The organism is Paenibacillus sp. J22R67, assembly GCF_059692175.1.
In genome coordinates, this window is sequence record NZ_JCAUAX010000025.1 from 14,865 (window position 1) to 41,254 (window position 26,390).

A 26,390-nucleotide genomic window follows, 5' to 3' on the forward strand; every position below is an offset into this window, starting at 1 on the left:
GTCTGGGCTTTATTCATGAGGAACAAGAAAATTACTTGGATTCAGCAGTTAGTTGATTATAGATATCATCCCACAGAACACGTCTAGCGGATACATACCTTTTCGCATAATAGGATTCGCTTAGTTTGTTTTTCACGATACCTTCATTGGAAGCAGAGTGAATGAATTCACCGTTTCCAAGGTAGATGCCAACGTGAGAAACGCCTTTACCCCCTGTGTCGAAGAACACAAGATCACCTTTACGCAGATCACTTTTGTCGATCCAGTAGCCCTCTTTATTTTGAGCTGCTGAACTATGAGGAAGGTCAATGCCGAATTTATTGAACACGTACGATGTGAAACCAGAGCAATCAAAGCCTCTTGTTGTCGTTCCCGCATCGCGGTACGGTGTTCCAATCAATTCGTCAACCGTTGAGTCCAATGTGGATTCTGACGCAGACACACTCCCTAAAGCTACACTCAAAAACAAAACAAGACTAAAAAGAAGAGCAACAACCTTTTTCAACTGCTTGTCTCCTTCCGGTGCCTACGAGGTTAGCTGGAGGGTTCGGTTGAAGGTTCCCTATGATCCCTGTCTTGCAAGATCAATTCACCCGGTATGGTTCCCCCGTTTCCCCAAGAAATGAGGAATTCGGCATGAAATATTTGGTTTTTTGATGCTAGTCACTTTAATTCGTCATAAACATCGAAATTCCTCCTTTTTCGTGCAATTTGGTCTGAAAAAATGTGTAAAGGTTCGCTTTACAGACAAAAAAATCCCCTTTTGCAAGGGGATTGAACAAATCTAAACCATTAATGGTTTTATTTATTAGGTTTCATCGGCTCATTTTGGCGGAAAGAAGCTGATATTGCGAAGTGATGGACCACATTTGCATGAAAATATGGAAGAGCGGGAAAAGCTGATAAATGATCAGCGCTACCAGACCTGCCCAGATATAGGTCGTAGTAACTGTGATCCCTGCCAAAAGTCCTGAACTGAGTAAAAGTATCAGAGAAAGGCCGATAATTGGAAGTGAATACCGCATGAACGTTATGACCGTGGATACGATGCCGAGATGCGCCGCAATAGCGAACTGCACGTACATAAAAAGTAGATGCAGCAGGAAGCCATAAACCAGCATCCCCATGAGCCAAGGCAGTAAGTCGAGGGAAGCTTGTTCGTAAGATGTGCTGTGAGCCAGCACCTTCTGCGCTTTGGGCAGTACCCAGATGAGTGGCAGCAGAGACATGGCGATTCGGATTATATACACGGCGAAGAAGGGAAGCATGAGTTCCTTGATGCCGCGGACGAAGCGATAGCCAGCATTTTGATCCGAATGTGTGAGCGAGTAGTAGACGCCGCTATTCATCATCGGGGTGAGCAGCATGCGAGCTAGGAGCAAGATAGCCAGCCACCACAGGTAGGAATGGCTAAGATCCGTTTTGAATAACTGGAACTGACTTTCGGCTAGAAAAAGCTGGAGCGCTTCCTTCGGCTGGTCGCCGCCAGGAAACCGGTGCATGAGGGGAACTAGCACCCCTTGTACAAGCTTATACAGCAGCATGCCCCAGCACATTTGGTAGATGAATAAAACAATCGTAGCGAAGGGTTGCCGTAGAGCCGCCCTGAAGCCGGATTTGAGATAGGTTGTCACGGGTGTCCCTCCTAAGCGTTGTTTTCTGAAGGCAAACTTGCCTTGTAGAGTGGGCGCCTACCAGGCCACCCACCCGAAAATAGCTTGCAGGAATTGAATAATGCCGAGATTCAGGCGGAGTTTCCACTTGGTATCTACTTCTGCTTGCATGAAGTTATTAATATGTTTGTTTTCTAGAATGAGCGAGTAGTTCGGATCAATGCGAACCCAATCAACAGGCGTCGTGTGGGTTAGTTTGTACTCAATGCTGCTCTCTTTGCCGTCCCATGTTTTGTCGAGAACCGTACCGTCGGCGAAATGGAACTGAATCGGCACTTCGGGCGAATTTCCGCCGCGCTTGGAGATGAGAACCGTACTTTCGTAAGGGCCAGTTCCTTTGCTGCCTGCAGCTTTCACATGGATGCTCTCAACGGTGTAATCAATCATCATCGAGCCATAGACATATTCATTGAAGAAGTCGTCCCACTTCGTTTTGGAAACTTCCTCGACAATGTTTTGAAAGTCTTTGGTGGAGGGGTGCTTGAATTGCCATTTTTGAAAATAAGTCCGCATGATACGATCCATGGTTTTGGTGCCAACCTGTTTCTCAATTGCTTTCAGCACGAGCTTGCCTCTGGTATACACATTTTCTGCGTACTGATCATGTCCGGTATAGGCCCATGCATTTTGGCGTAGGGCGTTTGGAGAAGTAATGTAGCTGGACTCGACAGGCAAATTAGGGGTCGCTCCGAAGTCGGCTTCCATCACTTTATCCTCAGCATAGGAGGTAAAGCCCTCATCCAGCCAAGCTTCTTCAAACTCATTGCTCGCCACGAGGCCATAGAAGTATTGGTGTCCGATCTCATGTACAACAACGCGTTCCAATTCCTGATCCGGTGTTTTGTCCTCCGCGCCCCAAGCCGTTATTAGCGTAGGATATTCCATTCCGCCTGCGCCGTTGCCTCCAGGAGGAGGTACAACGATGGACAAGGTCGAGTAAGGATACGATCCGTACCACTGACTATAGCGGGATAGCGCTTTTTTGGCGGCGTACATATAACGGTCTTTCAATTCCTGATGGTTGGGATCCAGATAGAGCTTGATCTTCACCCCGGGTATTTGCGGTGTAGAGAAGGGCTCTTCCACATACACGAAGTGCGGTGATGCTGACCATGCGAAATCATGCACGTCATCGGCATAAAATTGATACGTTTTCGTCCCGTTCTCCGTCACAGCTGGTTTCACAGGGAAACCGGTCGCGGCAACCGTATAGTTCGCCGGCACTTGAATTTTCACATCATACAATCCGAAATCTGCGTAAAACTCCGAATTCCCATGATATTGGTGGAGATTCCAGCCTGGCTCCGTGCGACCCCTTGTGCCGGCCCGCTCATATGCGGCAACCTTAGGGAACCATTGCCCAGCCATCACGAAGTCGTCCACATAGCCCATTCTGGCGAAGGCTTGGGGAAGTTTGACGAGAAACTCCGTCTTGAGGGTGACTCGTTCACCGGCCCCTACGGGTTTTGACAGCGGTATTTTGAGCAGCGTATGGTCGTCTTTATTGCCGTCGTCGGGCTGTACAAACACCATGCGTGGCGTAAGGTCCTCGCCGTCAGCCGTTTTGACAGAAAGCAAGTCCATATAGCCGGTACTATCAGCCGTGGCTTCATCTTGCCGCAGCTTGCCGCCGGACTCCCGCATAAACGTGGTTTTCTTAGATGCGAATGCATTTGGATATAAATGCAGATAAATCTCTTGCACAGGAACTGTACCCGGATTTTCCCACGATAACGCTTGCTGCCCTTTGAGCTGCCTCGTCTCTGGCGTGTAGGCAACATTCATGTGATACTCCGCAATGCGGTAGCTCAGCGGTTCCTGCGTTTGTTTGTCCGAAGATTTGCCGCGATCAGCACCCTGCATGTCCGGCGCCGGTGCTGACGGTTCCTCCTTAGAGACGACAGGCACCGTCAGTTTACTTGCAGATGGGAGCAAAGTTTCAGACAGCAAGACAGTGCCTGCTGCAAGGAGCATGACAACGAACCATTGTAGCTTTCGGTTTTTGAATAAAACACTCAATAGATTCACCCCGCCTAACAAGCATCTACAGCATGTATATGTAGACAACCTAGGGAATATTTCTGTGAGTGGAAAAGATTTGTTACCATGGCCGAAAAGTAGGCTTATGCCAAGCCCCAGCTCTCTGCTCTTGTTCTCGTGGAATACTTTAGCTACAATAAAAGCAAAGGTGTCATTTTAACATTACGATGAGTGGAAGGTGCAACGATGGAAGCGGATAAAAAGAAGCTGGCCTTAAATATAGTAAGCTCCAAAGTCAATCACAAAGGATTCGGTGCTGGAGCGATCGATCTTAGCAATGTATCAGGAGTTATTATTGATGGAGATGAAGCGTACCTCGATGAGGGCACGCTTCATGCTAAGAGTAAAATCGAGAAGGGGATTAAATTCTCCACGAACAAAGAGGATGTGCCGAACGGACGCAAGGCGTGGATCGTTTGGGTGGCAGTGGACCGCACCGAAGAGGGAGCGTACTATGCTGGCATGTCTGCTTGCGAGATGCTGGTCGATACGGAGGCACGCAGAGGTTGGAAAATTCTGGCCGATCACGTGAACAAAATGGACGGCGCCATGAAGCGTAAATTCATCCTTGACGGCTTGTCCGACGGCGAGCGCGCAGCCCTCAAAAAGCAGCTAATCAGCCACAACGAAGAATGGTGGAACCGCTCGGATGATGTGCTGAAAAACGCTCTTTCTTAATCGCAGCAAGGCCTTATTTGAGATTATGAACATTATGTGTCATCCATTGTTACGCCAAGGTGAACCGAGTATACTAGACCCTAGTGTATGTTACCTCATATACTAGGACAGCAAAAAGGCAGACTAAGACGCGCTTAGTTCTGCCTTTTTGTGTTCTCTGAAAGCTGCGCGGAGACTGGGAATTAGTCATTCCACCAGCGTTTGATGTCGTTCCACCAAGAGCCGTTTTGGCCTTTTGGCGAATCCTTTTTATCCTCATTGGAAGCGGGCTTGGCGGGTTTGCCAGTGCAGTAAGTCGTTGGTTCTGTGCCGGCTAGAAAAGCCTCGAGATGAGCGTTCGGGCAATCCTCATTGGACAACTTTCCGCTCACGGGATCAATGTAGACATTCGCTACGCCTTCCGGAATTTGGAACAGCTTAGGCGGGATAGCCTCCAACGTTTGTTCCGTGAATTCCGCGAAAATAGGTGAAGCCAGATGCGACTCGACGGTAGAGATGTCCCGGCTCTTATCATAGCCGACCCATACCGCTGTAGCGAGCTCTGGCGTGAAGCCGACCAGCCAAGCATCCGTATCGGTCGTTCCGGTTTTACCGGCGATAGGCCGCTTGATCGTACTGGCAACACGGTTACCCGTACCGCCTTCCTCGAAAACACTCTCCATGAGATTCGTCATCACATAAGCAACTGCTGGATCAAGGACCTGCTCTTCTTGCGGAGCCGCTTCATATAGAATCTGTCCATTCGCATCCTCAATGCGTGCAATCGCAGTCGCTTCCTTATGAAGCCCCTGATTCGCAATCGTTCCGAATGCGGATGCCATTTCAAGCGGGCTTACAGGGAAGGAGCCGAGCGCCAGTGATGGTAATGGCTTCATCGGTGAGTCGATGCCTAGCTTGCGGGCCAGATCAATGACCTTCGCAGGACCAACATCCAGAATCGTATGAACCGCATAGATGTTATCGGATTTGGAAATCGCTTGCCGCATATCGATATTCGCATTGACATATTGGTCGTTGAAGTTTCTTGGCGTGTAACGCTGGCGGCCTTCATCGTACGTGAACACCGTCGGTTCACTTTTCACCTGTGTAACGGGTGTATACCCATTTTGCAGAGCTACCATATACACAATTGGTTTAAAAGAGGACCCCGGCTGCCTTGTATTCGATAAGGCTCTATTGAACTGATTTTCTGTATAGTCGCGTCCCCCGACCATCGCTTTGATTTCCCCGGTACGCGGGTCGATGGCGACTAGAGCTGCCTGCAGTTCAGGTTTGCCATTCAACTGCCCAGTGACGACACTTTCGGCGATTTCTTGCGCTTTCTTGTCGAGTGTCGTGTAAATGCGAATGCCGCCTTCGTCGAATTGCTCCTCTGGGATACCGAGCTTTTCTGTGGCTAGCGTACGTACATAATCTCTGAAATAAGGGGCCGCTGCGGGTTTCTTCTTCGTCAGCGGTTGGATGGTCAGCTTCTCTTTGCCGGCAGCGTCTGCGGCAGCCTGCGTGATGAATCCGCTGCGGACCATCGTTTGAAGCACGATTTTTTGGCGGTCCAGCGCATTTTTCATATCATAATAAGGTGAATAGTAACGTGGCCCTTTCGGGACACCCGCGATCATAGCGCTTTCGGCCAAGGTTAATTCACTAGCGTGTTTGCCGAAGAAAAGCTCAGACGCTGTTTCTATGCCATAGGTCGAGTGACCGTAGTAAATTTGATTTAAATAATCTGCAAGAATTTCATCCTTGCTTAGCTGCATCTCCAATTGAACGGCATATATCGTTTCTTTGATTTTGCGCGTCCAAGTACGGTCATGTGTCAAATACAAATTTCGAGCTAACTGCTGTGTGATGGTGCCTGCGCCTTGCACTTTAGCCATCGCTTTCACATTGACAATCGCTGCACGGGCAACGGCTTTCACGTCGACACCGAAATGATCGTAGAAATGCTGATCCTCCACGGCGAGCGTAGCTTTGATAAGGTATGGTGAAATTTCATTTAATGAAACGACCTGTCGATTTTGTCCCGAATAGAATGTGTCGATGAGTTCGCCGTGCGTATCAAACATTTGAGAAGTTTGCAGCATTTTCGTTACAGGCAACGTCTGCGAGCGCAAATACACGAAAAATATAGCCGCAGCAATAAGCATGAGAACGCAGGAAGTGAAGAAAAAAGAGAACATCTTCTTAATACGGCGCATCCAACGCATAGACGCAGGTACATCTTGCTCCCTAGTTTTTTGCGGAGTGCCAGAAGATGGCTGACGATTGTTTTCATTTTCGGACATCGATTCCTACCTCCTTTCTTGCTTCGCCCTAAGGACGTATTAACCAGTATGGAAAAGCATGGGTGTCCGTATTCAACAAATTGTAAATATTTTTTGTAAATTAGGGTAAAGCCCTAGGAAATTATTGCAATTTGGGGGTAATGAACTATAATACAATTTGTGCGTGTGAAGGGACAGGAAATCCCAGAAGTCCTTGCATGACATTTTGGGCTGGTGGAACACTGTTAGAGATAACGAATGTCAGTAATTATTCATCCAATATAGAAGCGAAAGAAGGTATGAACATGGAATTGTGGTACACAGAGAAACAAACAGACAGCTTCGGTATTACAGCGAAAGTAAAAGAGACTTACGTAAGAGAGCAAACGGATTTTCAAGATCTGTCAATGATCGAAACGGAAGAGTGGGGAACCATGCTCACGCTAGACGGTATGGTCATGACAACAGTAAGAGACGAGTTTGTTTACCATGAAATGGTTGCACACCCTGCGCTTGTGACTCATCCGAACCCAGAGAACGTGCTTGTTGTAGGCGGCGGCGACGGTGGTGTAATCCGTGAAATCATGAAGCATCCGAAAGTGAAAAAGGCAGTTCTAGTCGACATCGACGGCAAAGTAATCGAGTATTCCAAGAAGTACCTGCCAACCATTGCTGGCGAATTGGACAACCCGCGCGTTGAAGTTATCGTAAACGATGGCTACATGCACATTCATGATCACAAAAATACATACGACGTTATCATGGTCGATTCCACAGAGCCAGTTGGCCCAGCGGTTGAACTGTTCTCCAAAGGTTTCTACCAAGGCATTTATGATGCGTTAAAAGAAGAGGGAATCTTCGTTGCACAAACGGACAACCCTTGGTTCAAAGCAGACCTGATCCAAACGGTTAACCGCGATGTCAAAGAAATCTTCCCGATCGTGCGCGTATACAGCGCGAACATCCCTACGTACCCAAGCGGTCTATGGACATTCACAATGGGCAGCAAAAAGCATGACCCACTTCAAGTCGAGGAAGCTTCCATTCCGGAATTCCCGACGAAGTACTATACAGCACGCCTGCATAAAGCAGCGTTCGTTTTGCCTAAATTTGTTGAAGATTTGATTAAATAATGTGAAAAGCCGTCAGCCCTTGTGAGAGGGTGGCGGCTTTTTTGTGTACTTGCCCACCCGCACCCGCACCCGCACCCGCACCCGCACCCGCACCCGCACCCGCACCCGCACCCGCACCCGCACCCCCCCACTTCTTACGGACTCAGAAGCCGTTATTCTGCCAAATTCAGCTAGATTTGAGGTGCTATCGGACTGAGGAGCCGTTATCTACTGACTTTGTCGCTGTTTTAGGCGATTCCATGGCCATTAGAGGCTCGTGAGTCTGTTAGCTGCTAAGCTTGTTCCAAAAGTAGCGAATAGAGTCACCCTAGTCCGTTAGCCGACAGAGTGCTCGCAGGGAGGGGGAGTCCAGCGGTCGAAAGAGCACCGCCGATAGAGCCAACTAGTTAAAGCGCGAATCCCACCAATAGAGCCAACTAGCTAAAGAAATGTGAAACCATCAAGTGTAGCTAACTAGTTAAAGTACCATGAATCCCAGCAATAGTAGCACACCCGCCAGCCCTCCCAAGTAGCCATGTTCTGTTACGGACTCAGAAGCCGTTATTCTGCCAAATTCGGCTTGAATCGAGGTGCTATCGGACTGAGGAGCCGTTATCTACTGACTTTGTCGCTGTTTTAGGCGATTCCATGGCCATTAGCGGCTCGTGAGTCCGTTAGCTGCTAAACCCTGTCCTAAAAGTAGCGAATAGAAGTCACCTCAGTCCGTTAGCCGAAACGTCAAGCTGGCCGAACAATTTTTCATCCAGTTCCACAACACTGCCATACAGATGTCAGTCACACTCCACTATACTGAATACATGAAGTAACAATTCTTGAATCCATGGAGGTAATACCTATGTTCACTACCGTAGAAAGCTTTATTAACGAATATCAGCAAGAATCCGCTACAACGCAGCAGCTGCTAGATGCCTTAACCGATGCCTCCCTGCAGCAGCCGCAAGCTGAAGGCTACAGACCGCTTGGTTTTGTCGCGTGGCATCTGGTCCACAATGACCGTGGCATGCTGCTCGCAGCTGGCCTCAAATTCGCCGCACCTTCTGCAGCAAGCATGCCGCCATCAGAGGCTGGAGTCGTTGCAGATGCCTACCGCTCAACAACAGCCGAGATTCTGGAAGCCGCTCGCACACAGCTAACGGACGCCAAACTGCAGGAAGTCGTGAACATGTTCGGCCAGCAGTGGACGATTAGCGAAACGCTGTTCGCATTCCTCAAACATGAAATTCATCATCGTGGACAGCTTACAATTCTGATGCGCCAAGCAGGCGTGCCTGTCATCGGAGCCTATGGTCCCGCTAAAGAGCAGTGGGCAAGCATCGGGATGCCGATTCCAGCCATTTAACAACCATAAGGACGCCAAAGAAAGAAAGCCCCAAATTTCACGAAACCGTGAAGTTGGGGGCTTTTTCGCATAAGGGAAGAGCTGACTTCGACATCATTCTTGATCGACGATCGCAGTGATACATTGAATTCGTTGATCCTTTCATATAAACTAATACCTAACTTGCCTTATCTTGACATAAGGTGCTAAGAAGACCTGCAGAATAGGAGAATGACGAATCATGACGGATAAAGCGCGTGTGCGCATTCGCATTGAGAGCCGGAGCGGGAGCGAGACAACTGTGCAGAAGGCGCGGGGAGACCTGTACCGCAAAGGCAATCACACCTACATCCGCTATGAAGAAGAACGCAGCGAGCTTGGAAGAACGGTGACACTCATAAAGCTGGAAGAGAATCAGATCCGCATCGTTCGCCAAGGAGATGTGCAAGCGGAGCAAACGTTTGTGCCTGGCGAGAAACGAATCGGATTTTATCATACGCCGCAAGGTCGCCTGGAACTCGAAATCGATACGCATGAGCTGACAAGCGAAGCGGAACAGGGCATCGGAATCACGCGATGGAAATACGATTTATATGCATCCGGTACACATGCGGGTACATACAGGATTAAGTTGTTAATTCAGGAGGAGTAAGAAGAATGGACGTATTAAACGAAGTAAAGGTCATCGTGAAACAAGCTATAGCTGATGCTGTTGCTGCTGCAGGCATTGTGGATGCCGCACAGTTACCGGAAATCATTCTGGAAATACCGAAGGAAAAGACACACGGGGATTTCGCAACGAACATTGCGATGCAGTTGACCCGTATTGCCAAGCAGAATCCAAGACAAATTGCCGAGCAGATCATTGCGAACCTGCAGAAGGATAAAGCGAATATCGCTGAAGCAGAGATTGCCGGACCGGGCTTTATTAATTTTAAAATGAACAAAGTTTATCTCTATCCTGTCATTGCTGACGTGCTAGCTCAGGGTGAGCGTTACGGGGCAAGGAACGTGGGCCAAGGGCTGAAAGTGCAAGTTGAGTTCGTCAGCGCCAACCCGACAGGTTCCTTGCATCTGGGACATGCCCGCGGCGCAGCTGTTGGGGATGTGCTATGTAACGTGTTGGACCTTGCAGGCTACGAAGTATCCAGAGAGTATTACATTAATGATGCAGGGAACCAAGTCGTGAATTTGGCCAAATCCATCGAAGCCCGCTATTTGCAAGCGCTTGGACAAGAGGCCGAAATGCCGGAAGACGGTTACTTCGGGGAAGATATCAAAGGCTTTGCGGCAGACCTTGCCGCGGAAGAAGGAGATCGCCTGCTGAGCTTGTCGGATGACGAGCGTCGCGCCTTTTTCCGTACGTATGGCTTGAAAAAAGAACTCGACAAAATCAAACGCGACTTAGGCCGTTTTGGTGTACATTTCGACAATTGGTTCTCCGAGACGTCGATTTATGAAGATAACCTGATTCCACCCGTGCTGAAAGAGCTGCGCGACAATGGACATATCTATGAAGAAGAAGGCGCAACTTGGCTGAATACCACGCCGCTGGGTGACGACAAGAATCGCGTTCTGATCAAAAATGACGGCTCCTTCACCTACCTGACACCGGATATCGCCTACCACCGCAATAAGTTCGGGCGCGGTTTTGAGCGCTTGATCAACATTTGGGGCGCCGACCACCATGGCTACATCCCGCGGATGAAAGCGGCCATGACAGCGCTGGGCTTCGAAGCGGATCGACTCGTTGTGCTGATCGCTCAAATGGTGAGCCTTTTCCAGAACGGGGAAAAGGTCAAAATGTCCAAACGTACCGGCAAAGCCGTCACGATGGAGGATCTTATGGACGAGGTCGGCGTCGACCCGATCCGTTATTTCTTCGCGATGCGCAGTATGGACTCGCATCTGGACTTTGACATGGACTTAGCGGTTTCTCAGTCCAATGAGAACCCGGTTTACTATGTGCAGTACGCACATGCACGGATCTGCTCCATCTTCCGCCAGGCGGAGGAGCAAGGTATCGCGGTGCTCCCGCTGGCGCAGGTTGACCTTGCCCAGCTCTCCTCGGAAGCTGAGTTCGACTTGCTGCGCAAGATCGGCGAGCTGCCGGAAGAGATCGCGATCGCGGCGGAGCAGTACGCGCCGCATCGGATGATCCGCTATGTTTACGAACTGGCAAGCCAGTTCCATAGCTATTATAGAGGCCACTACGTCATCACGGATGACGCGGCCTTGACGCAGGCGCGCCTCGCCTTGCTTGGCGCGCTGCGCACGACCCTCGCGAGCACGCTTCGCGTTGTCGGCGTATCCGCACCGGAGCGGATGTAATCCTCCACCCCCAAACGACAAAAAAGGAGTTAAGCAGCCGTGAGCCGCTTAGCTCCTTTTTCATTGCGAGTCTCTGACTTGCCTCGCAGCCCGCAAAGCCCGCCTGGCATTCAGGTGCCCTGGCTGCCAGCGCGTGCTTTCGCGCTTGTTAATGCCGATTGCGCAGCGGCGCAGCGCGCTTTTGATCTGCTGCGGCGACAAGGGCTTGATAGCCAGCATCAGCGCGATAACGCCGCTGACATGTGCGGTGGCCATCGATGTGCCGCTGAGCTCATTGTATTTGCCGTGAAGCCAGGACGAGTATACTCGTTCACCTGGTGCATAGATGTCAATTTGTTTGCCGCGATTACTGAAGGGAGCTATACGGCCTAGCCGTGTTGTAGCTCCAACGGAGACGACCTGCGGGAAGCGAGCAGGATAATCGATCGTTTTTCGTTTGCCGTCATTACCGGACGAAGCGACAATGACTTTACCTCTGTAATACGCGTTCAGAACAGCCTGCTCCAGCGCACGGTTGTATGACTTCATGCCGAAGCTCATGTTGATGATATCGAGATCATTGTTTACGCACCAGTCGATACCGGCAATAATGTCTGATACATAAGCGCTTCCACTGTGGTCAAATGCCTTTACAGGATGAATAATCGATCTAGGCGCGACACCAATTATTCCCGAATTGCGGCCAGTCGCTGCGATGGTGCCCGCAATGTGCGTGCCATGGCCATTATCATCGTAGGGCAGCATGCTGCGGTTTAATAAATTGATCCCCCGTGAGATAGAACTTCGTAAATCAGGGTGATTGTAGTCGATGCCAGTGTCGATGACGCCTACATGGATGTTGTTGCCTAGTGACTTGCTCCAAACTTCAGGCGCGCCGATTTGATCAACGCCCCAGGGGATGGTGTGAGACCCGGAGCCAGATAGCGTGGTTGCACGTTTGATAAGGGTTCTGCTTCCGACCGATTGGTGGACGGTGACTTTGGAATCTTCTTCGATGACCGGACTGCCTGTGAACTGCTTGAGCTTCGAATCGGGACGGAGCGTGCAGGAGAAGGCATGAATAATGTCGAGCGTGCGAACCTTGGACAGGTTGACGAGGTGGGATCTCATTCGCTTCAGCTCGGATTTGCATGCGTAATAGTCCTTAGCTGATGAGAAACGGATCAAATGCTTCTTCCCGGATTGCTTGGTGAGTCCGATTTCCTCATGAAGCGAATGAAGAAAGGTGGCTATATCCATACGTGCCATCCCCCCATGACAGCTTATAATCGAGTCTCCCCTATCTTATGTACAGGTCACCCCTTCTGACCGTGTGATAGCCTCTATAGAAATAAATGGGTGCGAAGCCGTGTCAGATGTGCTGGTTTTACATAGGATAAATAGAGAGGCGCGAGCAGGAGTGTCTCTTCCTCAGGTACTGGAAACGATGTGACTCGCTCATACCGCTTCCTAAGGATACAGTCGCAAGCGAAGGGGGACCTTCGCTTGTATTCATTTCAGGGGGCTGTCCGAAAGGTTTTTTCAGGGTAGTTGCATTTTTAGAAAAAATAGGTTTTACTTAATGGAGATATTGGATATGGTAGATAGAAGAAGTGAAGAAGACGGTCGAAAGGGATGTGCCTTAGATGAGTAGCGAATACACACTCAAAATCACCACAGAACAAGCACGCGAAATGCCGATGGTGGATTTGGCGTTTGAATTATTGAAATCGGCGAATACGCCGTTTTATTACCGTGACTTGATGGCAGAAATTGCAAAAATTAAAGGGTTATCTGAGCAGAATGTGATGCAAGTGATTGCCCAACTATATACGGAAATCAACATCGATGGACGTTTCGCTTGCGTAGGTACGAATCTATGGGGCTTGAAACGTTGGTACCCTGTCGAGAAATCAGACGATGCAGTAGGTAACGCTAAGCGTCCAAGAATCATTAATGATGAAGACGATGATCTGGATGAGGACATCTACGCGGAGGAAGAGGATACATACGCAGAGGAAGACGAGTACGATGCATTTGGTACTGAATCCGAAGAAGAGGAAGAAGCGGAAGAGGATACTGAATTCTTTGAGGATGAAGAGATCGAAGAGGATCTTGGCGAAGAAGGCATCGAAGAGACCGACGACGAGGAAGAAGATTTGGACGAAGATTCCGATCTGGAAGAGGATGAATCCGATCTAGATGAAGAGGAAGAAGACGACAAATAACTTGTCTTGACAGTCGGAGCCCGTTCAGAGTAAACTATTGCATGGGCTTTAAAAGAATCTTAACAAATCGCGCAAGCGTTCAAAAAGTGCCCCGTCACTGCGGGTGTCACTTTTTTTTGTTTTTTTGGTGTTTTTTTCACCATATTTTCATGAAAACCCTCATTTAGTAGAAACTAAATCTGAGGAAGTGGCACGACGACAACGATAGCGAATGCTTACGGTGTAAGCTTTTTGCATAGAAAGACATGGGGCCAGTTATCTGGCGCTACTAAGCGTATGCTTACGTTGCAATTTTTTAAACTAAAAAACTATTAGGAGGCGTACATAGTGACAAAATACATTTTCGTTACGGGAGGCGTAGTTTCTTCCCTTGGCAAAGGAATTACTGCAGCTTCCTTAGGAAGATTGCTGAAGAACAGAGGTCTGAAAGTTACGATTCAAAAGTTTGATCCGTACATCAACGTGGATCCAGGGACAATGAGTCCTTATCAGCATGGTGAAGTATTCGTAACGGATGATGGTGCTGAAACAGATTTGGATTTAGGCCATTATGAGCGTTTCATCGATATCAACCTATCCAAAAGCTCGAATGTAACTTCAGGCAAAGTGTACTCCTCCGTAATTACCAAAGAACGTAGAGGCGAATATCTTGGGGGTACGGTACAGGTTATTCCTCACATTACCAATGAAATCAAAGATCGTGTTCTGAGAGCTGGCCGTGAGGCGCAATCCGATGTTGTTATTACAGAAATCGGTGGTACCGTTGGCGATATCGAGAGCCTTCCTTTCCTAGAAGCAATCCGTCAAATGAAAAATGATATCGGCCGCGAGAATGTTATGTACATTCACGTTACGCTGATTCCTTATATTAAAGCAGCTGGTGAAGTAAAAACGAAACCGACACAACACAGTGTCAAAGAACTGCGCGGCTTAGGGATTCAACCTCACGTTATTGTTTGCCGTACCGAACATTCTTTGACTGAAGATATGAAGCGTAAGCTTGCGTTATTCTGTGACATTGATCCAGCAGCTGTGATCGAGTGTAAAGATGCAGAAACGCTGTACGAAGTGCCAATGATGCTTCGCGAGCAAGGTCTTGACGATTATGTCGTTAATCACCTGAAGCTCAAAACGAATGAGCCAGACATGGCCGAGTGGGAAAGCCTAGTTCGTAAAGTTAAATCTCTGACTAAGAAGACCGAAATCGCTATTGTCGGAAAATATGTTGCTCTGCATGATGCTTATTTGAGCATTGTTGAAGCTCTAGGACATGCTGGCATTGATAACGACTCCGAGATCAACATTCGCTGGGTAAATGCAGAAGAAATTTTCGATCACAACGTGGATGATCTGCTTTCTGGCGTTCAAGGTATCTTAGTGCCAGGCGGTTTCGGCGATCGCGGTATTGAAGGCAAAGTATCTGCTATTCGTTATGCCCGTGAGCAGGAAATTCCTTTCTTCGGTATTTGCTTGGGTATGCAAGTTGCTGTTATTGAGTATGCACGTAATGTTTCAGGTTTGGATGGCGCGAACTCCTCCGAGATTAATCCGACTACGGCTTATCCGGTTATCGATCTTCTTCCAGAACAGAAGGATATTGAGAACCTGGGGGGTACAATGCGTCTTGGTCTATATCCGTGTAAAATTGTTCCGGGTTCATTGGCGGAGAAATGCTACAATGATGAGCTTGTCTACGAGAGACATCGTCACCGGTATGAGTTCAACAATGAATATCGTGATTTGATTGAATCTGCTGGCTTGCGCATTTCTGGTACATCCCCTGATGGCCGTTTGGTCGAGATGGTGGAGCTTCCTGGTCATCCTTGGTTCTTGGCGGTGCAATTCCATCCGGAATTCACATCCCGTCCGAACCGTCCGCAGCCGTTGTTCCGTGAATTTGTGAAAGCAGCTCAAGGCGTTGCACGTAGCTAACTTGCTATGTTAACTGCCTCCTGAAAAACAACTTATTTGTAAAAGTTTTCAATTTGGTTCTCTTTCCGGAAGGAAAACGGAAATGAATAGCGAATACGTTATGTATCTGTGAAGTACAGGGGATTTGTTATTCGTTTTCGGGAGGGAACTAGGCTGATGAAGAAAAAAGTACTGATTGTCGATGATCAAAATGGAATTCGCGTACTGCTAATGGAGGTTTTCAGCAATGAAGGGTACGATACCTATCAAGCCTCTAATGGTAAACTGGCTTTAGAAATCGTCAAAAATTCTTCGCCGGACCTACTATTGCTTGATATGAAAATTCCCGGTATGGATGGCCTAGATATTCTAAAGCACGTTAAAGCAATTGACGCATCGATCAAAGTAATCATGATGACAGCTTATGGTGAGCTGGATATGATTAAAGAAGCGACTGACCTGGGTGCGATCATGCACTTCACGAAGCCGTTTGACATTGACGAGTTGCGCATGGCGGTTAATATGCAGTTAAATAATGAATCAAGCAGTGGTTTTGCAGTGGGATCCTAGTCATAGGGTCTTTTTTTGTGGCTGAGAAGCGAGGGCTTGGTTATCATTTGAAAGTATATGTGCTATAATAACTCAGGTATGACAAGAGCGGTCAACGCAAAACTACAAAAAGGTTCTAGGAGGAAGAGAAACATGGCATTGGTTTCAATGAATGAGTTTTTACCTAAAGCAAAAGCGAACAGATTCGCGGTGGGTCAATTTAACATGAACAACCTTGAGTTCGCTCAAGCGATTGTGGATGCTGCAATCGAACTGAATTCCCCTTTCATTTACGGTGTTAGCGAAGGCGCACTGAAATATATGGGTATCGAATTTACAGTAGCAATTGCTGAAGCTGCAGCCAAAAAATCCGGTCTGCCAATCGCTTTGCACTTAGATCATGGCAGCTCCTTTGAAGTAGCAATGAAATGTATCCGCGCAGGATTCAGCTCCGTTATGTTCGACGGTTCCCACTATTCTTTCGAAGAAAACATCCGTTTGACGAAAGAAGTTGTTAAAGCTGCTCGTGCAATGGGCGTATCCGTTGAGGGTGAGCTTGGAACAATCGGTGGTGTTGAGGATGACATCTCCGTAGACGAAGAGCACGCTAACCTTGCAAAACCTGAAGAAGCTATCCGCTTCTACGAAGAAACAGGCGTTGACTGTTTGGCAATCGCAGTAGGTACAGCACATGGTATGTACGCTGGCGAGCCTAACATCCATTTTGATATCATCGAGCAAGTTTCCAAAGCGATCCCAGTTCCTGTTGTATTACACGGCGGTTCCGGTGTTCCTGACGAAATGATTCGTAAATCGATCGCTGCAGGCGTTGGTAAAATCAATGTTAACACAGAGAACCAAGTAGCATGCACAGAAACGATCCGCGCAGTTCTGAACAAGGACGCAAAAATTTATGATCCTCGTAAATATCTAACCCCAGCTCGTAACGCAATGGTCGAAGTTGTAAAATCCAAAATTCAATTATTCGGAAGCAGCAACCAAGCTTAATTTTAATTGTATAGATGCAGTGGGAAATGCCGTAAGACGCAAACGGAGGATGCGAAATGTCCGCCGTTTGCATGCTTGCGGTCGTTTCCTTCTTCTGTTTTTGTCTTCAGTTCTCACTTGGAGCTGTAAGCGTTTTTGCTATGATTATAGATGTCCTTATTTTCTTTTATATGTTCATGTTCATTTGAGTAGAGTGTGCTAGAAGTTTGGTTTCAATTGGCGCTTGGGTAGAGGGGTTTGCTTTACAGGAAGGCACCTGGATTTAGGGGGAGAATCATGTTGGAGAAATTAATGGTGGTCGGGGGACGTCCACTACGAGGGACTGTTCAAATTAGCGGAGCTAAGAATAGTGCTGTTGCACTTATTCCTGCTGCGATTCTTGCTGAAACGCCGGTAACGTTGGATAATCTGCCGCATTTAAGCGATGTGGCTACATATACAGAAATTTTGACGGATTTAGGGGCTACCATCGACTGGAATGAAGATCGGATGACGATTGATCCTAGCAGAATGAAGTCTCTTCCAATGCCTAATGGTAAAGTTAAAAAGTTAAGAGCTTCCTACTATTTGATGGGAGCACTGCTTGGAAGGTTCGGGGAAGCGAATATCGGTCTACCGGGCGGTTGTAATTTCGAACCGCGTCCAATCGATTTGCATATCAAAGGTTTTGAAGCCTTAGGGGCTGAGGTAAGCAATGAGAATGGCGCATTAAGAATTCGGGCCAAAGAGCTTCGCGGAGCGAAGATTTACCTAGACATGGCGAGTGTGGGAGCCACAATTAACATTATGTTGGCAGCTGCTCGTGCAAAAGGCAATACGATTATTGAAAATGCGGCGAAAGAGCCTGAAATTATAGATGTAGCTACGTTGTTAAACTCGATGGGTGCAAGAATCAAGGGTGCTGGTACCGATACCATTCGGATCGAAGGGGTAACTGAGATGCATGGTTGCCGTCACTCCATCATTCCTGACCGCATTCAAGCGGGAACGTATATGATTGCTGCAGCAGCTACGCGCGGCGATGTCACAGTGGATAATGTCATTCCTAAACACATGGAAGCACTAACGGCGAAACTGCAAGAAATGGGCGTTCATATCTACGAGATGGATGAATCCATTCGTGTGGTAGGTCAACCTGAATACTCCAGCGTGGATGTAAAAGCACTAATTTACCCAGGGTTTGCAACAGATTTGCAATCTCCAATGGCAAGCCTTTTGTGCCAAGCCAGAGGAGTTAGTATACTAACGGATCATGTTTACAGCAACCGTTTCAAGCACATTCCTGAGCTCGTGCGGATGGGCGCTAAGATGAAAGTTGAAGGACGTTCCGCGATTATTGAAGGATCCGAGCTTAGCTCGGCGAAAGTTAGAGCAACAGATTTGCGAGCAGGAGCATCCCTTGTGCTTGCTGGTCTTAGTGTAAGAACGGGCGGCATCACAGAGGTGTCCGGCGTTGAGTTTATTGACCGTGGGTATGAGAACTTAGTATTCAATTTATCGTCTCTAGGTGCTGAGGTTTGGCGCGAGAGTGAAGAGTAAGGAATAAAGTTCCAGACAACAGGCAATGCTAGAATCCAATTGAAAATTTAATAGTTTGGTGGTTGAAACATGAGCATGCAGCTTGCTGAGCTTGAAGTACTCAAGCTTACTGAATTATATAAACTAGCTAAGAAACATCAGATTCCATACTACGGTACGCTGAAGAAAAAAGAACTCATCTTTGCAATTTTACGTGCACAAGCTGCTGAAAGTGGTCTAATGTTTATGCAAGGTGTCCTCGAAATTCTTCAAGAGGGCTTTGGTTTCTTGCGTCCCATTAACTATCTTCCAAGCTCAGAAGACATTTATATTTCTGCATCCCAGATTCGCAAATTTGATTTGCGCTCCGGGGATATTGTATCAGGCAAATGCCGTCCTCCTAAGGAAAATGAGCGTTATTTCGGGCTTCTTCAGGTTGAAGCGGTTAATGGCGAGAAACCGGAAACAGCTGCTGAGCGGCTTCATTTCCCTGCCTTGACGCCTCTCTATCCAGATACGCGCATTACGCTCGAAACAGAGCCTAACAAAATTTCCATGCGTATCATGGATTTACTTGCTCCTGTAGGGCTTGGCCAGCGTGGATTGATTGTTGCACCTCCCAAAGCAGGTAAGACATTACTGCTCAAAGAAATTGCAAACAGTATTTCCACGAACTACCCAGAAATTGAGCTTTTCGTTCTACTGATCGATGAGCGTCCAGAGGAAGTTACGGATATGCAGCGTTCTGTTAAAGGGGAAGTTGTTGCTTCTACTTTCGATGAGCTGCCTGAGAACCATATTAAAGTCGCTGAATTAGTCCTAGAACGCGCTATGCGTTTAGTTGAACATAAGAAAGACGTTGTCATTCTGCTCGACAGTATCACCCGTTTGGCGAGGGCATATAACCTTGTAGTTCCGCCAACAGGCCGGACACTATCTGGTGGTATCGATCCTGGCGCATTTCATCGTCCGAAGCGATTCTTCGGGGCTGCCCGTAATATTGAGGAAGGCGGCAGCTTGACCATTCTTGCTACAGCACTTGTAGAGACAGGTTCACGTATGGACGACGTCATTTATGAGGAATTTAAAGGGACAGGTAACCTTGAGCTTCATTTGGATCGTAAAATGGCAGAACGCCGTATTTTCCCTGCTATCGATATCCGCAGATCCGGTACGCGCCGCGAAGAAGCGCTTCTGGGCAAGGATGAACTCGAGAAGGTATGGGCGCTTCGCAAAGGCATGAACGATTCGCACGAATATACCGAGTCCTTCATCAAAAAACTTGGTGAAGCGAAGACGAATCAAGAGTTTCTGGATTCTTTGGCTTCCCCTTCGACAGGCGCTTCAACAGGTGCAAGCAAAGGGAAAGTGAAAAACTCAGCATCTTAAGTAGATGCGGAAGATGCCTTAACGCATAAAGAGGAGTACCGTTATGAATTTGGTTTATTCAGACTCACAAGGAAATGTTTTTGACCATCCGGATTTTCTGGCGCTTGGTCGAAATGCTGAAATGATAACAGAAATTATGGAAGATGAGTTGATTCCGCTGCCCGAAGGGGCGACGCTTGTCAGTCTTCCTTTTACACGACCAGTAGGCATAGATGCTGAGACTGGCGATATGAAGCTAGTGCCAGGCGATTATCACGCTGTTGGCGCGCTGCTGCCGCAAGGCTTTACGCGACTGCTGCTTCCCGGTTATGTCAAGTCCGACAAGACTAAGGCGCTGCCGCTGTTCGGCTATACAGCTGTTGTATGGAAGGATGACGCCTTCTATGTTGCTGCTCGTCTAACAGATAATCCCTACTTCTGGAATCCGATTCATTGCGATGTGACGGAGCTTGAGTCCCAGGTCAAAACTTTGACTGCCAAGTACCCGGAAAACCGCTTGTACGCCCACTTATCCAACTGCGCACTTGGTTATGAGTGCCTGACAGCTTCGAATACGTTCCTGCAACGTTGGGAAGGTGCCGTTCCGGTCTCCTATTCCTGTAACGCAGGTTGCTTCGGATGCATATCAGAACAGCCAGATGAGAGCGGCTTTGTGGCTCCACAGACGCGTATGAATTTCAAACCTCAGATTGAAGAGATTACTCAGATCATGCTGGAGCACCTGCGTACGCCGGATAGCATTATTTCCTTCGGACAAGGTTGTGAAGGTGAGCCAAGTACACAAGCGGCGCTCATTATTCCGGCAATCAAGCAGATTCGTGAACAGACGAAGATGGGTTATATCAACATCAACACCAACGCCGGACTGACGGATCATATTCGCGGCATCGTAGACGCTGGGCTAGATCTGATGCGTGTTAGTACGATCAGTGCTCTGGACGATCACTACAATGCGTATTACAAGCCGAGGGCTTATACATTGAAAAATGTAGAAAAATCTCTTCGTTACGCGACTGACAAAGGAGTCATCACTTCTATTAATTATCTTGTTTTCCCAGGTGTAACTGATCGGGAAGAAGAGATTGAGGCTATGATCGAATTTGTGCGAAGAACGGGATTAAAATTAATTCAATTGCGCAACCTGAATATTGACCCTGAGAGTTACTTGGGGATTATCCCTAAGGCACGCGGTGAGCTTCTCGGGATGAAGCAAATGATTGAGATTTTCGAGCAGGAATTGCCAGATGTTGTGCTCGGATCATACTCGCATACGCCAAAGTTCTACGCCAGCGACAGAAATGCGACAATGGTTCTCTGAGATCGAGGTTTCCACTCGTTTTTCCATTGCATTAGAACTCGCGGATATGCTACAATGCAAAAGTACGTTAAGTACGTCCATTAACTCTGATTCAGCAAATGATTCAGGGCGGAAAGAGGTGAACCAACATGAAAGCAGGTATTCATCCTACTTATCATGCAACCACAGTGACTTGCGCTTGTGGTAATGTGTTCGAAACGGGTTCAATCAAGCAAAATCTTCGCGTTGAGATTTGCTCCAATTGCCATCCTTTCTACACGGGTAAACAGAAGTTTATCGATGTAGGCGGCCGTGTCGACAAGTTCAAAAAGAAATACGGAATCTAATTGGTATCAATTACTTTGCCGCCAATCAGCATAAGACGTCCTCCCTTGGTCATCCTAAGTTTAGACTTAGAGTCCAATGGGAGGTGTTTTTATGTTCAGGGGTATGCGAAGAATGACCATAGCAATCCTGCTTACCATGAGTTTGGTTGGGTGCGGCGTGAATTCGAGTAACAAAAACCCGGCTCAGACGGATAATGCCAATTATAAAACGCAAAATTACAAGCAGGACGGGTATTTGGGTATTACCAATGTGAATCCGAACGACCCGCTTAATCCCACGTATCATCACTACGAGGATGATTCGAACTTAATGAAGAATGTACTCGCACAGTTTCAAGACATCGAGAAATCCAATATTGCCATCAACGGGCCCAATGCTCGGGTGAAAATTAAAGCAAAAGCGAACTTGACGGCGGCGCAGGTTGAAGATCTTCGCTCGCAAGTCCAAAATGCTTTTGATACCAATATGCCGCGTTACAAAACAACTGTGAAAATGTCACAGTAATCAAGGGTAGACTTAGGTAGATTTTCCCCTGTAGTTGCTATTTACAGGTGAATCAGCTATACTATTTTTACTGTGCTAGACGGGGAGGTAGCGGTGCCCTGTAACTCGCAATCCGCTGTAGCGGGGTTGAATTCCTGTTAGCGGTACTGTGATGTGAGGTCTGGCTCTTACACGTGGTGTTGAGAGTTGGGTCCTTCGCAATGAATGCTCATGAACCCGGTCAGGTCTGGAAGGAAGCAGCCGTAAGTGAGATGTTTCATGTGCCGAGGGGCTGCCTGACTTGAGCTAACGATAAGAGTTCGCTTGTATCACTTTATCAATAACAGGTGCACGGTTTACTAAGTAATTTCATATGACTTCGAACTTGGACGCCTTTTCTTGGGGCGTTTTTTATTTTACCTATTTGCAACAGATCAGGGTTCCATGCTTGATCCTCTATTTCATCCCCTGTTGCGATATAGTATAATGGAATCAGCATTCCACGCAGGGATTAATGGAGAGGTACACTATGGCACATATTGCTCTATATCGAACGTGGAGGTCTCAGACGTTTCGTGAGGTTGTCGGTCAGAGACATATCACGCAGACACTGCAGAATTCTTTGCGAGAAAATCGCCTTACCCATGCTTATTTGTTCAACGGTCCACGGGGAACAGGGAAGACAAGTACGGCCAAAATATTAGCCAAAGCAGTTAACTGCTTAAATGGTCCAGCTGAGGAGCCATGCAATGCTTGCTCAGCCTGTGAACGAATTACGGACGGCGCTGTCATGGATGTCGTTGAGATTGATGCCGCCTCTAACCGTGGTGTAGAAGAAATTCGGGATATTCGGGATAAAGTGAAGTATGCTCCTACCGAAGTCAGGCAGAAGGTCTATATCATTGATGAAGTGCACATGCTTACTACAGAGGCTTTCAACGCACTGCTTAAGACACTTGAAGAGCCGCCAGCCCATGTGATGTTCATACTAGCAACGACGGAGCCGCACAAGATTCCGGCAACGATTATTTCTCGCTGTCAGCGCTTTGACTTTCGACGTGTTTCGATGGATGATCAAGTGCAGCGGCTGACATATATTTGTGATCAGGAGCAGATTTCCGTTAACGAGGAAGCCCTTCACTATATTGCGAGATTGTCCGATGGCGGGATGCGTGATGCGCTCAGTCTGTTGGATCAAGCGACTTCTTTTGCAACAGGGGAAGTGCAACTCTCGGACATTTTGTCCATTACCGGCGGAGTGGCTTCCGATCAATTCAAGAAACTCGTGCTTTGTATCAAAGAGAGAAATCTTGGAGCCGCGCTAGAGCTTATCGATACATTCATGCAGGAAGGCAAAAGCGCCGACAAATGCATCGAGAACTTGATTAATTATTTCCGCGATTTGCTCATGGTTCGCATGGTACCGAATTCGCCGGTCATTACAGAACGCGTTTTTGATATGCGTGAGCTTACTGAAATTGCCAATCATTTTACGCCTAACGAGATGATGGGCATGATTGAAACACTGAATCATTATCAGAGTGAAATGAAGTACTCCGTCCAGCCCCAAACATTGCTAGAGATTTCGATTATGAAAATGTGCGGCGGCCACATTGGGGAAGGAAGCGCTGCTGTCAGTACAGCGACAGATGTGGGCAGTCGGATGCCGCAAGGCGATCTTTTTGCTCAAATGACCCAGAAACTCAAACAACTTGAAGATCAGATAGCTGGACTGGTAAAATCGGGAGTATCGGGTGCAGCGGCTGAAGCGAAGCCAGCTCCCAAAATGCCTGTGGCCTCTGCGCCGTCTAAGAAGTCAGGCATCAAGCTCGATGGATACTTGAAAGCCTCTGAAGGTCCGGATACCAAGGCGGCTCTAATGAAATGGAGTCAAGTGCTGGGTCTGGTCAAGGAGAAGAAGATTACCGTCCATGCCTGGTTTGTGAATGGTGACCTAGTATCGATGCTGGATGATGTGGTATTGGTTGCTTTCAAGAATGAGATGCACCGAAATACCACAGAAAAGCCGGAAAACAAGCTCATTATCGAGCAAGTCCTCACCTCTGCGTTCAGCAAGCCAATGCGGTTGCTTACGATTATGCGCAAAGAGTGGGACGACGCCAAGAATGATGCGACTAGCAGTCCGCCTGAAGTTCTGGAGCTTGTGGCAGAAGAGGGCAGCCCAGGAACTGCTCCCAAAGAAGAGTGGATTTCCGAAGCGATTCAGCTGTTTGGCGAAGATTTAGTGACCATTAAAGAAGACTAGACTAAATACAAAGGAGCAAACGAGAATGAATAACATGAACCAAATGATGAAGCAAGTGAAGAAAATGCAAGAGCAAATGATGAAGGCTCAAGAAGAACTGGGCACGAAAGTCATTGAAGGTACAGCAGGTGGCGGTGTTGTTACTTGCACGGTGAACGGACACAAGAAAGTACAAAGCATCACAATCAAGCCTGAGGCTGTTGATCCTGATGATGTTGAAATGCTGCAAGACCTTGTTCTTACAGCTATAAATGATGCGATGACCAAAGCGGAGGAAATCGCTAACAAAGATATGGGCAAATTCACAGGTGGAATGAACATCCCTGGATTGTTCTAGTCACAGCCATGAGCTACAATTCTGAAAGATGAGGGAGAACTTCCTTTGTATTACCCCGAACCGATTTCTAAGTTAATCGATGCTTTCTCCCGTCTGCCGGGGGTAGGACCCAAAACGGCGGGACGCCTTGCTTTTCATGTCCTTCGTATGAAAGAAGAAGACGTGATTGATTTTGCGAAGGCGCTCGTCAATGTGAAAAGAAACCTTCACTACTGTTCAGTCTGCTGCAATATTACCGATGTTGATCCTTGTCGGATCTGTCAAGATAAGAACAGGGATGGTTCCGTCATTTGCGTCGTACAGGAGCCTAAGGACTTGGTTGCTTTGGAACGCACCAAAGAGTTCGAAGGCTACTATCATGTCCTACATGGTGCAATTTCCCCTATGGAAGGGATCGGACCCGATCAAATTCATATTGCCGAGTTGCTCAAGCGGTTGGGCGATGAAACGGTACAGGAATTAATTTTGGCTACGAACCCGAATATCGAAGGTGAAGCTACGGCTATGTATCTGTCACGATTAGTGAAGCCGTTTGGCCTGAAGGTTACGCGTATCGCGCACGGACTGCCTGTTGGCGGGGACTTGGAATATGCAGATGAGGTAACACTGTCCAAAGCCATGGAAGGCCGCAGGGAATTATAAATAGCGTTTAAGCATCTAAAAGGGAGCTGCAGAGCTCTCTTTTTTTGTTCGTGTAAAAGATGTGCGAGAGTTCTAATTGCTCTATTTCTCCCATAAGCATAAGGGTAGATTAACCCGCATTTGGGGTCATGGAGGTTTGCTGATGAGACCAGCTCTATTAGGCATGCACGGAAGGAAGAATCCACAGACGAAGAAAAGTGCGAAAGAAGAACTTCTGAGGGACAAGCAGATGCTGCTGCAAGAGATTCGTTCGGCACATGCGAACTGGGTGGCGGCTCAAGCTCATTTTGAGTTTGCTTTGGACAAGGATCAGATCGACTATGCCATCTATGCGATGGAAGCCGCTGAGAAAAGATTTGAAATGCTCATCAAGCAGGCCAAAAGGCTAAATCTGAGCATGATTGACACTGATCGATTACTGGAGGTGTAGGACGTGTATATCAAATATGCGGTATGGGGATTACTCATACTATCATCGCTAATGCTGCTGGTTACCGTATTACGCAATCGGGGAGCTGGCAGGTTATTGTATGCTCTAGGGTTGAACGTTGTTGTAGCGGCCTTCCTCCTATATACATTGGATCTGTTGAGCGCATACACGCAGGTGGACTTGCCGATTAATACAGCTACATTAGGGACAGTGACGGTACTAGGTGTGCCTGGCGTCCTTCTGCTTGTTGGTTTAAAACTAACTTTACTTTAGGTGGCAAAAAAATACAGTGAATTCATGGGTTGACTCGGCAGCAGCATCTATGGTATCTTATAAAAGTTGCCGCTGAGACATGCGGGAATAACGAGTAACTTGAGAAAAACAAGTTGCAATTGAAAAGTTAGTGTGGTATATTGAACTTCCGGCTTTCGAAAGAGAGCGGATGGAGCAAGAAACCTTGATCTTTGAAAACTGAACAACGAGTGAGTAAGCACAGTCGAGTAATCGACTATAAAAGAGATGAATAATCTCGCTAGCAAGTCAATGAGTACAATTAAGCTTTTCTACT

General features: G+C 47.5%; 24 protein-coding genes, 1 other RNA gene and 1 riboswitch. Of the genes, 20 read left to right on the top strand and 5 right to left on the bottom strand.

All coding sequences use genetic code 11. The features are described 5' to 3' along the window. Positions 1-31: 31 nt before the first annotated feature. The 3 genes from AC58VC_RS37290 to AC58VC_RS37300 all read right to left on the bottom strand — a co-directional run bounded on the left by AC58VC_RS37290 (position 32) and on the right by AC58VC_RS37300 (position 3,647). Complete coding sequence (locus tag AC58VC_RS37290; RefSeq protein ID WP_497376518.1) at positions 32-505, bottom strand: C40 family peptidase; 474 nt, start codon at positions 503-505, stop codon at positions 32-34. 3 nt (positions 506-508) lie between these two features. After that, a riboswitch (cyclic di-AMP (ydaO/yuaA leader) is annotated at positions 509-647 on the bottom strand. A gap of 168 nt (positions 648-815) precedes the next feature. Next, positions 816-1,634 carry a hypothetical protein gene (locus AC58VC_RS37295; RefSeq protein WP_497376519.1) on the bottom strand — a complete coding sequence of 273 codons (819 nt, stop codon included), beginning with the start codon at positions 1,632-1,634 and terminating at the stop codon, positions 816-818. 57 nt (positions 1,635-1,691) lie between these two features. Next, on the bottom strand, positions 1,692-3,647 hold the full coding sequence (locus AC58VC_RS37300; protein ID WP_497376535.1) for a M1 family metallopeptidase: 1,956 nt from the start codon (positions 3,645-3,647) through the stop codon (positions 1,692-1,694). A 252-nt stretch (positions 3,648-3,899) separates the two neighbouring features. On the opposite strand from AC58VC_RS37300, the gene AC58VC_RS37305 reads away from it, so the two are divergent. Then, positions 3,900-4,391: a YwhD family protein gene (locus AC58VC_RS37305; protein WP_497376520.1), complete on the top strand. Its 492-nt coding sequence runs from the start codon at positions 3,900-3,902 to the stop codon at positions 4,389-4,391. A gap of 182 nt (positions 4,392-4,573) precedes the next feature. Here the strand turns inward: AC58VC_RS37305 and AC58VC_RS37310 are convergent, their stop codons facing one another. Next, complete coding sequence (locus AC58VC_RS37310) at positions 4,574-6,676, bottom strand: transglycosylase domain-containing protein (protein WP_497376521.1); 2,103 nt, start codon at positions 6,674-6,676, stop codon at positions 4,574-4,576. Between the two features lie 284 nt (positions 6,677-6,960). On the opposite strand from AC58VC_RS37310, the gene speE reads away from it, so the two are divergent. The 4 genes from speE to argS all read left to right on the top strand — a co-directional run bounded on the left by speE (position 6,961) and on the right by argS (position 11,437). Next, positions 6,961-7,788, top strand: coding sequence for a polyamine aminopropyltransferase (gene speE, locus AC58VC_RS37315; RefSeq protein WP_145665542.1), 828 nt, complete (start codon positions 6,961-6,963; stop codon positions 7,786-7,788). An 835-nt stretch (positions 7,789-8,623) separates the two neighbouring features. After that, positions 8,624-9,127, top strand: a complete 504-nt coding sequence (locus AC58VC_RS37320; protein WP_497376522.1) for a DinB family protein — start codon at positions 8,624-8,626, stop codon at positions 9,125-9,127. 220 nt (positions 9,128-9,347) lie between these two features. Continuing rightward, positions 9,348-9,758, top strand: coding sequence for a YwiB family protein (locus tag AC58VC_RS37325; RefSeq protein WP_161407135.1), 411 nt, complete (start codon positions 9,348-9,350; stop codon positions 9,756-9,758). A 5-nt stretch (positions 9,759-9,763) separates the two neighbouring features. Next, positions 9,764-11,437: an arginine--tRNA ligase gene (argS, locus tag AC58VC_RS37330; protein ID WP_497376523.1), complete on the top strand. Its 1,674-nt coding sequence runs from the start codon at positions 9,764-9,766 to the stop codon at positions 11,435-11,437. A 60-nt stretch (positions 11,438-11,497) separates the two neighbouring features. Here the strand turns inward: argS and AC58VC_RS37335 are convergent, their stop codons facing one another. Further along, complete coding sequence (locus AC58VC_RS37335) at positions 11,498-12,676, bottom strand: S8 family peptidase (protein WP_497376524.1); 1,179 nt, start codon at positions 12,674-12,676, stop codon at positions 11,498-11,500. Positions 12,677-13,062: 386 nt separating this feature from the next. Between AC58VC_RS37335 and rpoE the strand changes: the two genes are divergently transcribed. From rpoE to AC58VC_RS37410, 15 genes are all read left to right on the top strand, one after another. Beyond that, positions 13,063-13,644: a DNA-directed RNA polymerase subunit delta gene (gene rpoE, locus AC58VC_RS37340; protein WP_497376525.1), complete on the top strand. Its 582-nt coding sequence runs from the start codon at positions 13,063-13,065 to the stop codon at positions 13,642-13,644. A gap of 327 nt (positions 13,645-13,971) precedes the next feature. Beyond that, entirely contained in the window at positions 13,972-15,576 is a 1,605-nt protein-coding gene (pyrG, locus tag AC58VC_RS37345) for a CTP synthase (protein WP_497376526.1), read from the top strand. 156 nt (positions 15,577-15,732) lie between these two features. Then, entirely contained in the window at positions 15,733-16,125 is a 393-nt protein-coding gene (locus AC58VC_RS37350) for a response regulator (RefSeq protein ID WP_079418635.1), read from the top strand. Positions 16,126-16,257: 132 nt separating this feature from the next. Beyond that, positions 16,258-17,112: a class II fructose-1,6-bisphosphate aldolase gene (fba, locus tag AC58VC_RS37355; RefSeq protein WP_497376527.1), complete on the top strand. Its 855-nt coding sequence runs from the start codon at positions 16,258-16,260 to the stop codon at positions 17,110-17,112. A 279-nt stretch (positions 17,113-17,391) separates the two neighbouring features. Next, complete coding sequence (murA, locus tag AC58VC_RS37360) at positions 17,392-18,651, top strand: UDP-N-acetylglucosamine 1-carboxyvinyltransferase (protein WP_161407176.1); 1,260 nt, start codon at positions 17,392-17,394, stop codon at positions 18,649-18,651. A gap of 69 nt (positions 18,652-18,720) precedes the next feature. Continuing rightward, positions 18,721-20,019: a transcription termination factor Rho gene (gene rho, locus AC58VC_RS37365; RefSeq protein ID WP_497376528.1), complete on the top strand. Its 1,299-nt coding sequence runs from the start codon at positions 18,721-18,723 to the stop codon at positions 20,017-20,019. A 43-nt stretch (positions 20,020-20,062) separates the two neighbouring features. After that, positions 20,063-21,337 carry a radical SAM family protein gene (locus tag AC58VC_RS37370; RefSeq protein ID WP_497376529.1) on the top strand — a complete coding sequence of 425 codons (1,275 nt, stop codon included), beginning with the start codon at positions 20,063-20,065 and terminating at the stop codon, positions 21,335-21,337. 128 nt (positions 21,338-21,465) lie between these two features. Beyond that, positions 21,466-21,663, top strand: coding sequence for a 50S ribosomal protein L31 (gene rpmE, locus AC58VC_RS37375; RefSeq protein WP_029197218.1), 198 nt, complete (start codon positions 21,466-21,468; stop codon positions 21,661-21,663). A gap of 112 nt (positions 21,664-21,775) precedes the next feature. Further along, positions 21,776-22,168 (top strand): hypothetical protein, encoded by a 393-nt coding sequence (locus tag AC58VC_RS37380; RefSeq protein WP_497376530.1) that lies wholly within the window; start codon positions 21,776-21,778, stop codon positions 22,166-22,168. Positions 22,169-22,238: 70 nt separating this feature from the next. Then, positions 22,239-22,502: signal recognition particle sRNA large type (gene ffs / locus AC58VC_RS37385), an RNA gene on the top strand. A gap of 174 nt (positions 22,503-22,676) precedes the next feature. Further along, on the top strand, positions 22,677-24,413 hold the full coding sequence (gene dnaX / locus AC58VC_RS37390) for a DNA polymerase III subunit gamma/tau (RefSeq protein ID WP_497376531.1): 1,737 nt from the start codon (positions 22,677-22,679) through the stop codon (positions 24,411-24,413). A gap of 25 nt (positions 24,414-24,438) precedes the next feature. Next, complete coding sequence (locus AC58VC_RS37395; protein WP_161407144.1) at positions 24,439-24,750, top strand: YbaB/EbfC family nucleoid-associated protein; 312 nt, start codon at positions 24,439-24,441, stop codon at positions 24,748-24,750. A 45-nt stretch (positions 24,751-24,795) separates the two neighbouring features. Continuing rightward, positions 24,796-25,392 (top strand): recombination mediator RecR, encoded by a 597-nt coding sequence (gene recR, locus AC58VC_RS37400; RefSeq protein WP_127457620.1) that lies wholly within the window; start codon positions 24,796-24,798, stop codon positions 25,390-25,392. Between the two features lie 142 nt (positions 25,393-25,534). Further along, positions 25,535-25,822: a DUF2508 family protein gene (locus AC58VC_RS37405; protein ID WP_497376532.1), complete on the top strand. Its 288-nt coding sequence runs from the start codon at positions 25,535-25,537 to the stop codon at positions 25,820-25,822. Between the two features lie 3 nt (positions 25,823-25,825). Continuing rightward, entirely contained in the window at positions 25,826-26,095 is a 270-nt protein-coding gene (locus AC58VC_RS37410) for a pro-sigmaK processing inhibitor BofA family protein (protein ID WP_497376534.1), read from the top strand. Positions 26,096-26,390 lie beyond the last annotated feature (295 nt).